Source organism: Microcystis sp. LE19-41.2A (genome assembly GCF_027530405.1).
GTDB lineage: Bacteria > Cyanobacteriota > Cyanobacteriia > Cyanobacteriales > Microcystaceae > Microcystis > Microcystis aeruginosa.
Genome location: NZ_JAPZQJ010000266.1, coordinates 1 through 9975 on the forward strand (window position 1 = coordinate 1; position 9975 = coordinate 9975).

The 9975-nt window shown below is 45.0% G+C and carries 10 protein-coding genes and 1 pseudogene; 6 read left to right on the forward strand and 5 right to left on the reverse strand.

The window, feature by feature from the left end; genetic code table 11:
* Positions 1–216 precede the first annotated feature (216 nt).
* Entirely contained in the window at positions 217–507 is a 291-nt protein-coding gene (locus O9290_RS11530) for a DUF4164 family protein (protein WP_072927055.1), read from the forward strand.
* A gap of 83 nt (positions 508–590) precedes the next feature.
* Here the strand turns inward: O9290_RS11530 and radC are convergent, their stop codons facing one another.
* Positions 591–1322, reverse strand: a complete 732-nt coding sequence (radC, locus tag O9290_RS11535) for a RadC family protein (protein WP_002761042.1) — start codon at positions 1320–1322, stop codon at positions 591–593.
* A 93-nt stretch (positions 1323–1415) separates the two neighbouring features.
* Entirely contained in the window at positions 1416–2603 is a 1188-nt protein-coding gene (locus O9290_RS11540; protein WP_288087069.1) for an aspartate aminotransferase, read from the reverse strand.
* A 431-nt stretch (positions 2604–3034) separates the two neighbouring features.
* Here O9290_RS11540 and O9290_RS11545 point away from each other — a divergent pair, with 431 nt between their 5' ends.
* Complete coding sequence (locus tag O9290_RS11545; protein WP_288055785.1) at positions 3035–4321, forward strand: FAD-binding oxidoreductase; 1287 nt, start codon at positions 3035–3037, stop codon at positions 4319–4321.
* Positions 4322–4330: 9 nt separating this feature from the next.
* Positions 4331–5686 (forward strand): (Fe-S)-binding protein, encoded by a 1356-nt coding sequence (locus O9290_RS11550; protein ID WP_159292786.1) that lies wholly within the window; start codon positions 4331–4333, stop codon positions 5684–5686.
* Between the two features lie 52 nt (positions 5687–5738).
* Here O9290_RS11550 and O9290_RS11555 read toward each other — a convergent pair whose 3' ends face one another.
* The 3 genes from O9290_RS11555 to O9290_RS11565 all read right to left on the reverse strand — a co-directional run bounded on the left by O9290_RS11555 (position 5739) and on the right by O9290_RS11565 (position 7840).
* On the reverse strand, positions 5739–7172 hold the full coding sequence (locus O9290_RS11555) for a phosphoglucomutase/phosphomannomutase family protein (RefSeq protein ID WP_288055786.1): 1434 nt from the start codon (positions 7170–7172) through the stop codon (positions 5739–5741).
* Positions 7173–7240: 68 nt separating this feature from the next.
* A complete protein-coding gene (locus O9290_RS11560; protein ID WP_002761033.1) occupies positions 7241–7585 on the reverse strand; it encodes a hypothetical protein in 345 nt (114 codons plus the stop codon).
* A gap of 54 nt (positions 7586–7639) precedes the next feature.
* A complete protein-coding gene (locus O9290_RS11565) occupies positions 7640–7840 on the reverse strand; it encodes a hypothetical protein (RefSeq protein ID WP_288087071.1) in 201 nt (66 codons plus the stop codon).
* Between the two features lie 299 nt (positions 7841–8139).
* Between O9290_RS11565 and O9290_RS11570 the strand changes: the two genes are divergently transcribed.
* The 3 genes and pseudogenes from O9290_RS11570 to O9290_RS11580 all read left to right on the forward strand — a co-directional run.
* A complete protein-coding gene (locus O9290_RS11570; protein WP_002761031.1) occupies positions 8140–8973 on the forward strand; it encodes a photosystem II manganese-stabilizing polypeptide in 834 nt (277 codons plus the stop codon).
* 118 nt (positions 8974–9091) lie between these two features.
* Positions 9092–9451, forward strand: a complete 360-nt coding sequence (locus tag O9290_RS11575; protein WP_052276459.1) for a hypothetical protein — start codon at positions 9092–9094, stop codon at positions 9449–9451.
* Positions 9430–9975 (forward strand): annotated as a pseudogene (locus O9290_RS11580) (IS4 family transposase); the annotation flags it as partial. The gene O9290_RS11575 and the pseudogene O9290_RS11580, both read left to right, overlap by 22 nt.

Consider the following 9975-nt stretch of genomic DNA (forward strand, 5'->3'; position numbering starts at 1 on the left):
GCGAAGCATTCGGATAGAAAATCTACGGTTTCACCGATAGGTTATTACCCGAATGCTTCGCCCCTACAGGACGCAATCGCCGCTCAAGATGCCAGGTTTTGAAGCACGATTATCTCAAAATCTTGCACCTGTTTCGCAAGAAAAGCCACAAAACTCTTACCTTGCCTACATTTCACATTTATTCAGCAAGCCCTAATTAATTAGGAGTTTAGCAAAATGTCTAACGAAACGGTCACTTATTCCCTTGAGGCTGTCTTGACAAGGATTGAGGGGAAAATCGACTTTTTACAAAGAGATGTCAACGAGCGTTTAAACAAGCTAGAGATAGGACAATCAGAATTAAGAGGGGACATTAAAGCTTTAGATGAGCGACTAACCGCAGAAATTAAAGGGTTAACTGCAAGGGTCGCTGATCAAGAATTTACCAATCGGGGGATTCTGATAGCTTTGGTTGTTGCCATTTTAGGAGGAGCGGCCAAAATTTTTGGTTTTCTCCCCAATCCTTGACAGCGATCGCATAATGTTTGAAGAAATTAACGCCCAATTGAAACGGCTAAAAAATTAAACTACTTGATCGAATGTCTTTTCTGTCAATCTTCTTGGGGATATTTTTCCCAAAGATCTGTGATTTGGCGAAGACTTTGGAAGTTGCCATTACCGAGGATCAAATGATCTAGGAGAGGAATGGCTAGATAGGTGGCCCCCTGTAATAATTGTTCTGTGAGTAAAATATCGTCTTGACTAGGCACAAGTGACCCGGTGGGGTGATTATGGGCGATAATTAACTTAGTAGCTGATTGTTTCACTACTTCTCGAAAGATTTCTCGCGGATGTACCAGTGTTTCTGTGGCTGTGCCGATAGTAATCACTTTGAGTGCGATTAACTGATTTTTGACATCGAGTAAAATAACGGCGAAACGTTCCTGAGACTGATACATTAGTTCGTGTCCAAGAATAGCGGCAGCGGTATCGGGACTATCGATGACCATTTTTTCCGTCGGTCGTCGTTGAAAAGCTCGTTTTCCCAATTCGATCGCCGCTAGAATAGTAGTGGCCTTAGCCGGTCCAATGCCATGAATAGCGGTTAATTCATGGGGGTGAATATCCCTCAAAACGTCCAAGGGATCCCGGCGATATTTACTCAATTCGTTGAGAATATGCTGTCCTAAACCCACTGCCGAGAGTTTGCCTTTACCTTGACCTGTAGCCAGTAAAATCGCTAATAATTCGGCGTTACTGAGGTTTTTCGCCCCGACACTGATTAAACGTTCCCTTGGTCTTTCACTGACGGGAATATCGGCAATTCTTAAGCTGTAGGTCATGGAAGTGGCAAGCTACCGCGATAAAATTCCATCATACAATTTTAGTCAGTGCCTAGAGGGATTTGGCCCGTAAATCAAGGGGAAAAACTCTCCTTACCGATAGCGAATTCCCGCATCTTCGAGGCGCTGTAAAGCTTCCCCTAATCGCGGGATATCGGCGATTAAACTGACGCGCACATAACCTTCCCCTCCCTCTCCAAAAGCATTGCCCGGAGTGACAACGACACCAGTTTTTTGGAGGACGCTGAGGGCGAAATCCGTGGAAGTCATACCGACGCTACAGGGGACCCAGAGATACATTGTCGCCTTAGAGGGGGGAATATCCCAACCTAATTGCGCCAAACCTTTGATGAAAAAATCTCGTCGCTGCCGGTATCTTTCCTGTACTTGTTTGACGTATTCATCCGGCAGTTGTAGGGCGGTTTCGGCCGCCTTTTGGATGACGGAAAAGATACCATAATCGAGATTGGTTTTCAGGGTGCGTAACCCTTGAATAATATCGGAATTGCCCACGACAAAACCGACGCGCCACCCGGCCATATTATAGGTTTTCGAGAGGGTATGAAATTCCACACTAATCTCTTTTGCCCCCGGAATTTCTAATAAACTGGTGGGCTGATAACCATCAAAACTTAATTCAGCATAACAGAGATCGTGGACGAGCATAATCTCATAGTGCTGGGCCCAAGCAACGATTTTTTCAAAAAATTCTCGGGGGGCAACGGCGGCCGTGGGGTTACTGGGATAGTTAAAATAGAGGATTTTCGCCTGTTTAGCCACATCTTCGGGGATAGAATCGATATCTATCAGCCAATCCTGTTCTGCTTTTAAAATGATCGGGTATAGCGTCGCCCCAGCAATCAAGGGACCGCGAAAATGGGCGGGATAGGCGGGACTGGGAACTAAGACCACATCGCCGGGGTTAACATAAGCCAAAGCCAGGTGGGATAGGCCCTCTTTGGAACCTAGCAGCGGTAAAGCTTCGTTATCGGGATTGAGTTCCACACCATAACAGCGATCATACCATTTAGCGATCGCCTCTCGGAAACTGGCGGTTCCTTCAAAGGGTGGATAACCGTGAAATTGGGGCGTTTCAAAAGCTTGAATGGCCGCTTCGATAACTGGACGCGGGGCAGCACCGTCCGGGTTGCCCATACCTAAATCGATTAAATCTAGTCCTTCTTTGCGGGCTAAGGCTTTTAATTCATCCAAGCGGGCGAAAACGTAGGGGGGTAAGGCACTTAATCGCTTGGCGCGGCTATTCGTCCAATCTACACTCATTACTTCTTGGCTTACTGATCGAGGTAATCTAACATTATGACACGAGTGTATGGCTAATTTAAGTAGGTAGGCGTTAAAAATTATCAGATGCCCCCCTTATTAAGGGGGGATTAAAGGGGGATCGGCACCCCCCTTATTAAGGGGGGACTAAGGGGGGATCGGCACCCCCCTTATCAAGGGGGGCAGGGGGGATCGAACCTAAAATCCATTTTTAATTTAATTATAACCAGCTACTTAGCAGTCAGTTATTAAGCTGACTTCTTTGTGCCTCAATATTGCTAGAATTGCCTGACATCGGAGATGGAGAGCCAAACTAAGGTAATCTGATTAATAGAGGCTGAAAATTACTGATAGCCCCAGCATTACCCCCATTCTTCGCCATTATCGGCCGGTAAGTCCTGACTCCTCACTCCTCAATTCTTTTGTAAAATATGACTGCGATCGCTGTTCAGATAACTTCTATTTTACCCCCCGACACGACAGTTATTACCTGGCAACAAGTGCCAAAAGAGGAACAAGAAAGATTATCAAGGGCAATTAGGGGCAAAAGTCCTGAAATTATAGTTTATCCCGCTAATACAACCGCTTTATCCTCTCTGGTGCGTTTTACCAACGAAAATCGTCTGTCTTTACTGGCCTACGGTCAAGGCAGTAAATTAGATTGGGGTGGGTTAGTCGAGTCGCCCGATATTTTAGTCAGTACCCAAAATCTCAACCGGATTATTGACCATGCTAGGGGAGATTTAACTATAACCGTGCAAGCTGGGCTTAAACTAGCGGATTTACAGGCTTTTTTAGCTCCTAGCGGTCAATTTCTTCCTCTTGATCCCAGTTACGCCGATAATGCCACGATTGGCGGTATTATAGCCACAGCCGACGCGGGAACATGGCGGCAAAGATACGGTGGTGTCCGGGATCTGATCCTAGGATTCTCCTTTATCCGTCACGATGGCGAGATTGCTAAAGCTGGAGGGCGTGTGGTCAAGAATGTGGCGGGATACGACATGATGAAGCTATTTACGGGTTCCTACGGCACTTTAGGGATTATCGATCAAATTACCCTGCGACTGTATCCCGAAACTGCTAACTCAGAAACCCTGATCATCACTGGAAATAGCGAAAATATTAGTAAATTAAGTCAAGTTATTCGGCAATCGTCTTTAACTCCCACCGTGGCTGAATGTTTAAACCCAGGGATGACGCAAGCACTAGGATTAGGGGAAAAAGTCGCTTTACTGCTGCGTTTTCAAAGCATTCCCGAAAGTATTAGCGAACAATCGCAACAGGTGAGTTATTTAGGACAACAGTTAGACTGTCAGACCAATTATTATCGGGATGAGGCAGAAGTTTCTCTAGGGCAAAGATACCGAAAAACAATCGATAATTATGACCAAGAGGGCAATTTTTTCGGCAAAATAGGATTATTACCTAGCAATTTAGCTCTAGTTATCGACCAAATTAACGGACTAGCCTCGATTAATATTAGTAGTGGGGTGGGTAAAGTTATCTTAAGATCGGAGGAAAATCTTGACAAAATTCGCTCTTTATGCAGTGCCAATCAGGGTTATTTAACGGTGTTAACTGCGCCGCCATCGCTAAAAGAAAAAATTGAACCTTGGGGCTATACAGGTAACGCGATTACCATGATGAAAACCCTAAAAACTAAATTCGATCCTCACGGTATTTTTAGTCCTGAACGCTTTCTTAACAAAATCTAATTTAAAATCATGCAAACCTCCGAACATTCCGTTAACTTTCAAGAATTAATCGACCAAAAAAATCAAGGATTTGACCCCAAGAATCCCCCTGCCCAAGAATTAATCGATAGTTGTGTTCACTGTGGTTTTTGTCTATCTACCTGTCCCAGTTATCGAGTGATTGGCAAAGAAATGGACTCCCCCCGGGGCAGAATTTATCTGATGAATGCCATTAACAAAGGGGAAGCAGTTTTAGACGAAACCACTAGCCAACATTTTGATACTTGTTTAGGCTGTTTAGCCTGTGTTAGTACCTGTCCATCGGGAGTACAATACGATCAATTAATCGCCGCAGTTCGTCCGCAGGTGGAACGCAATCAACCCCGCAGTTTTAAAGATAAAATTATTCGTTTTCTGATTTTTAATCTCTTTCCCTATCCCGTCCGTCTCAAATTATTTTTACCTTTCCTCTGGTTATATCAAACCCTGGGATTACAAACCCTAGTCAGGAAATCGGGTATCTTAAAAATGCTCTTTCCCCGTCTAGCGGCGATGGAATCAATTTTACCCAAAATTACCCTGTCCTCTTTGTTTAAAAACTATGCCGATGTTATTCCCTCCCAAACTGAAAAACGCTATCGAGTGGGAGTAGTTTTAGGTTGTGTGCAGCGCCTCTTTTTCTCGCCGGTAAATGAAGCAACAGTGCGGGTTTTAACTGCCAATGGTTGCGAAGTGGTTATCCCAAAAACCCAGGGTTGTTGTGCCGCTTTACCCGCACATCAAGGACAGGAAAAACAAGCACAAAGTTTAGCCAGACAAATGATCGATAGTTTTGCAGAAACCGAGGTTGATTATATTATTATTAATGCGGCGGGTTGTGGTCATACTCTCAAGGAATATCATCATATTTTAGCCGATGATCCTGAATACAAAGATAAGGCTAAGGAGTTTGTGGCTAAAGTACGCGATGCCCAAGAATTTTTAGCCGCAGTGGGGTTAACTGCTGATTTATCCCCGATTACCGAGACAGAATTAACCCTAGTTTATCAAGATGCCTGTCATCTTTTACACGGACAAAAAATCTCCGTGCAACCACGGCAATTATTGCAAAAAATCCCCAATATTAACTTAAAAGAACCTATCGATGCGGCCTTGTGTTGTGGCAGTGCCGGAGTTTATAATATGCTACAGCCAGATACTGCCGATGAATTAGGTCAGCAGAAAGTACGCAATTTATTAAATACTGGGGCTGCGGTGATTGCTTCTCCTAATCCGGGTTGTTCCCTACAAATTAAAAAACATCTACAATTACAGGGAAAAGATACACCCGTTATTCATCCCATCGAATTATTAGATTATGCGATTCGCGGGCTGAAAATTTCCTAGTTCATCCCCGTTTAAAACAGAAAACGGGTTTCTTCAAGAAACCCGTTTTCTATTAGATATAGGTAGCCCAAGATTTTGCCCAGGCGAGAATTTCATCAACTCGATCGAGGGTTGAAGATTCACAGTAGAGACGCAAAACCGGTTCGGTGCCACTAAAGCGAATTAACAACCAACTGCCATCTTCTAAACGGAATTTATAACCGTCCATAGTATTACAATCAGTCACTTGTTTACCGGCAATTTCCCTTAAGGGTTCCTTATCCAAAGCAGTAATTAACTGATTGCGAGCTTCCATATTAGCTAAGGGTAAATCAATGCGATCATACTCAGAATGAAAACCAGTTTTATCCTGTAATTGCGCGTAAAGATCGCTTAAATCTTGGCCCGATTCTACCACCGCTTCCAAAACGTATAAAGCTGATAATAAAGCATCCCGTTCGGGAATGTGAGTACCATAACCGACACCTCCCGACTCTTCCCCACCAATTAACACAGGAGTGGTCAACATTCGATCGGCGATATACTTATAACCGATCGGGGTTTCAAAGACCGATAAACCGTATAAACTGGCTAATTTGGGGATTAAATCGGAACCGCTCACCGTTTTGACAATTTCCCCTCTCATTCCCTTTTTGCCGGCTAAATGCTCGATTAAAATCGGGATGAGATTTTGGGTGCTTAAAAAATTCCCCCGACCATCGATCGCCGCTACTCGATCGCTATCCCCATCGAAGACCAAACCTACTCGCAAAGGGGCTAAATTTGCGCTGTGAGCCAGTTTATCGATGATTTCCCTCAAATTTCTCGGTAAAGGTTCCGGAGAGCCGCCACCGAACAAAGGATCGCGATTGCCGCGTAATTCCGTGATCCCCACCCCCAAAAGACGCTCTAAACCGGTAGCCGCCGCACCGTGCATGACATCGGAATAAACTTTTAGTTGTCCCGATTCGATCGCGTTGGCAATAGCGGCAATATTAACTTTTTGGCGTAAACCCTGACAATAACCTGACCACGGTTCAAAAGTGCTTAATTTACCTGGAGCTGCGTTAAATTGCGGCGGATTAGACAATAAAGCTTCAATTTGTTGGGTAATTTCCGGCGAGACAGAACCACCAAAATAACCTTTAACCTTCAAACCGAGATATTTAGCCGGGTTATGACTGGCGGTTAACACGATCGCACCGAGAGCATTTTCTGATCGAGCTGCCCAACTAAAAGCGGGAGTCGGAGCGTAGGATTGGGAGAGAAGCACATCAAAACCGGCTTTTTGAAGCGATTCCGCCGCAGTTTGAGCAAAATCCTCCGCCATAAACCGCCGATCATAGCCGACGATCATCGTCCGCGAACCTGTGATCTGACCATAATTATCCGCTAAAACCTGAGCCGCCAAGGGAGCGAGCAGAGCGACTCGATCGAAAGTAAAATCGGCGGCGATAATCCCGCGCCAGCCATCGGTTCCAAATTTAATCGGGTTCACGGTGGTCATGATTTACGAACTACCCCTAAAATATCCATTTTCCCAATACTGTAACCCGCTCCGTAACCTCTGGAAACTCATTTTTCTCGATCATCGGTTTTTGCCGCCGAATCGAGCGCGCCGACTTCACTGGCTAATAATTTTTCCATTAACATTTGTAACTTCATCCGTTCTATATAGGGCCATCCCCCGGTTTCCTCGATATCCCGGAGTAATCCGTATAAGTCCTTACGGGTATTGGGTAAAGATGGCTCGAACATCTGCTCGCGAATTTGCCGATGTAAATTTTCTAAAGTTCGCAGCAACATTAACAAACCGTTACAATCTCCCTGCTGTTCTTGGGCGATCGCTGTCACCGTCGTTACAAGGGAATCTAGTTGGCTATCTAATTGGCTGTTATCTCCCGGCAATCGGCTATTCATGTTCCTATTTGAAAACAGTCACACCAATCATATCAGTCATCAGCTATCAGTTACTTAGAGCCTCCTGACTTGAAAGAGGGTGTGGGGTGTGGGGAAGTGGGGAAGTGGGGAAGTGGGGAAGTGGGGTGTAGGGTGTGGGGTGTGGGGTGTGGGGAAGTGGGGAAGTGGGGAAGTGGGGAAGTGGGGTGTAGGGTGTGGGGTGTGGGGTGTGGGGAAGGAAACCTCTTTCATCTGTGGTGGTGAAAATTTTTTCATCGGGACTGACTCCTAAGCTAAGACGTATTTAAACTGCTTATTCTTCGATTAGCCGAATCTCCTCCAATCTCTTTACTGTTGCCTCTTGCCGGCTGCCTCCCGTCTCCTGACTCCTATCTCCTGACTCCTATCTCCTGACTCCTATCCCCTGCCTGCCGTCCCCTGTCTCCCATCTTCTCAATGGTCACTGATCTTTGATAAACTGAGTTTCGGTGAATTGGCGCAACCGATTCGATAATTCATCAGGCTATGGATCAAGGGTAGTAATTGTAAAGATTGACAAAGAGAGGTTGACATAGATGAGATTTCGTGCCTTGTTAGTTGCCTTTTTAGCCTTGTGCTTAGGGGTGTTGACAGCTTGTAGCGACGCGCCTAGTGCCGTCCTGAATAGAAACGAGCTAACCTATGATGAAATTTTAAACACTGGATTAGCTAACAAATGTCCGCAGATTTCCGAGTTTACCCGGGGTACTCTCCCCTTAGAAAGCGGCGAAAGTTATGTGGTGACAGATTTATGTTTGGAACCCCAAGAATATTTTGTCAAGGGTGAACCCATTAATAAGCGGGAAGCAGCCACCTTTATCCCGGGTAAACTCTTAACCAGAGATACCACCAGTTTAGAACAGATGACAGCGACCTTAACCGTAGGTGAAGACGGTGTTTTAACCCTCAAGGAAGAAGACGGTATCGATTTCCAACCCATTACCGTACAATTACCCGGAGGTGAAAGAGTTCCCCTCTTCTTTACCATTAAAGGTTTCACTGGCAAAACCGAAGCCGGATTTAACTCGATTAACAGTTCCACGGATTTTGAAGGCGAATTTAAAGTTCCCTCCTATCGTGGCGCTGGTTTCTTAGATCCCAAAGGTCGGGGTGTGGTGACGGGTTATGATAATGCTGTCGCTTTACCCGCTAGTGCTGATAGTCAAGATTTCCAGCGTGCTAACGTCAAAGCGACGGAACTGGGTAAAGGTACTATGTCTTTACAGGTGACTAAAGTTGATGCTTCTACTGGCGAGTTTGCTGGTGTTTTTGAAAGTGAACAGCCTTCCGACACCGATTTAGGGGCAAAAGATGCTGAAGAAGTGAAAATTCGCGGCATTTTCTACGGTCGTCTCGAAGCTCGTGCCTAATTAATAAATTCAGAATTTCTGGAAATTAAGGCGAATTTCTCCCTAGAGAAGTTCGCTTTTTTTCGGCTCTCTTGGGGTTAAAATAAAGATTGACCTCGCCATGGAGGAAGAGTTGCTCATGCCCAAGAAGACGAACAAGAAAACGGAAGCCAAAAGTTACAACCATGGCGAGGAACATCCCCAGCGCCCCGATATTGGCACGGAACCCCACTTCAAGAAGAAAAAACCCCCTGTCACCTATTGTTATGATTCCTCCTTGTCCCCGGAGTTAAACTGGGATGAAAACCCCGCACGAGAAGAAGCTGAGGCCTTAATTGAGCAAATTCTCGCAGCCGAAGATTTAGAAACCGCCAAAATAGCAGCGCGTAAACTCAAGGCAATCGGTGAACCGTTTTTAAATTGGACAGGAAAGGCCGAAAGATTATCTTTTGAAGTGCCGACTTTACCCCTGTTTGTCCATATCACGAGGCTAGACTAGCTAAACTAACAGTTAGATTTGCCAGTTTTGAAATACAAGTACCTAAGCATCACTCGAAAGCGAAGCCTAGTCAATCTGTCAAATTACAGGTAATTTTAGCTGAAGAAGAAAATCCTCATACCGGGGTTAATCCTATCAGTTGGCTCCTCTTAACTAGCCTAGACATTAGTAGCTTTGAATCGGCGATAACCTGTGTGCGCTGGTACAGTTATCGCTGGTTGATAGAACGCTATCATTTTGTTTTAAAAAGTGGTTGTGGATTAGAAAAACGGCAATTAGAAACGGGTCGGAGAATTGAGATGGCCTTAGCTACCTATTCAATTTTAGCTTGGAGATTACTCTGGTTAACTTATCAAGCACGCTTACACGGAGAGGAGAGTTGTGAAAGTTTTTTGGAAGAACATGAATGGCAATCTTTGTGTGCCACTATTCATAAAAAGAGTCCGCCCCCTGAAAAGCCGCCCTCCTTGGCCAGAAGCGGTCAGAATGATTGCTTCTCTTGGGGGGTTTTTAGGTAGAAAAGG

What these genes read in the sequence shown, in the direction of transcription:
- O9290_RS11530 (WP_072927055.1), top strand. Translation starts at nt 217, where the DNA reads ATGTCTAACGAAACGGTCACTTATTCCCTTGAGGCTGTCTTGACAAGG.
- radC (WP_002761042.1), bottom strand. Translation starts at nt 1,322, where the DNA reads ATGACCTACAGCTTAAGAATTGCCGATATTCCCGTCAGTGAAAGACCA.
- O9290_RS11540 (WP_288087069.1), bottom strand. Translation starts at nt 2,603, where the DNA reads ATGAGTGTAGATTGGACGAATAGCCGCGCCAAGCGATTAAGTGCCTTA.
- O9290_RS11545 (WP_288055785.1), top strand. Translation starts at nt 3,035, where the DNA reads ATGACTGCGATCGCTGTTCAGATAACTTCTATTTTACCCCCCGACACG.
- O9290_RS11550 (WP_159292786.1), top strand. Translation starts at nt 4,331, where the DNA reads ATGCAAACCTCCGAACATTCCGTTAACTTTCAAGAATTAATCGACCAA.
- O9290_RS11555 (WP_288055786.1), bottom strand. Translation starts at nt 7,172, where the DNA reads ATGACCACCGTGAACCCGATTAAATTTGGAACCGATGGCTGGCGCGGG.
- O9290_RS11560 (WP_002761033.1), bottom strand. Translation starts at nt 7,585, where the DNA reads ATGAATAGCCGATTGCCGGGAGATAACAGCCAATTAGATAGCCAACTA.
- O9290_RS11565 (WP_288087071.1), bottom strand. Translation starts at nt 7,840, where the DNA reads ATGAAAAAATTTTCACCACCACAGATGAAAGAGGTTTCCTTCCCCACA.
- O9290_RS11570 (WP_002761031.1), top strand. Translation starts at nt 8,140, where the DNA reads ATGAGATTTCGTGCCTTGTTAGTTGCCTTTTTAGCCTTGTGCTTAGGG.
- O9290_RS11575 (WP_052276459.1), top strand. Translation starts at nt 9,092, where the DNA reads ATGCCCAAGAAGACGAACAAGAAAACGGAAGCCAAAAGTTACAACCAT.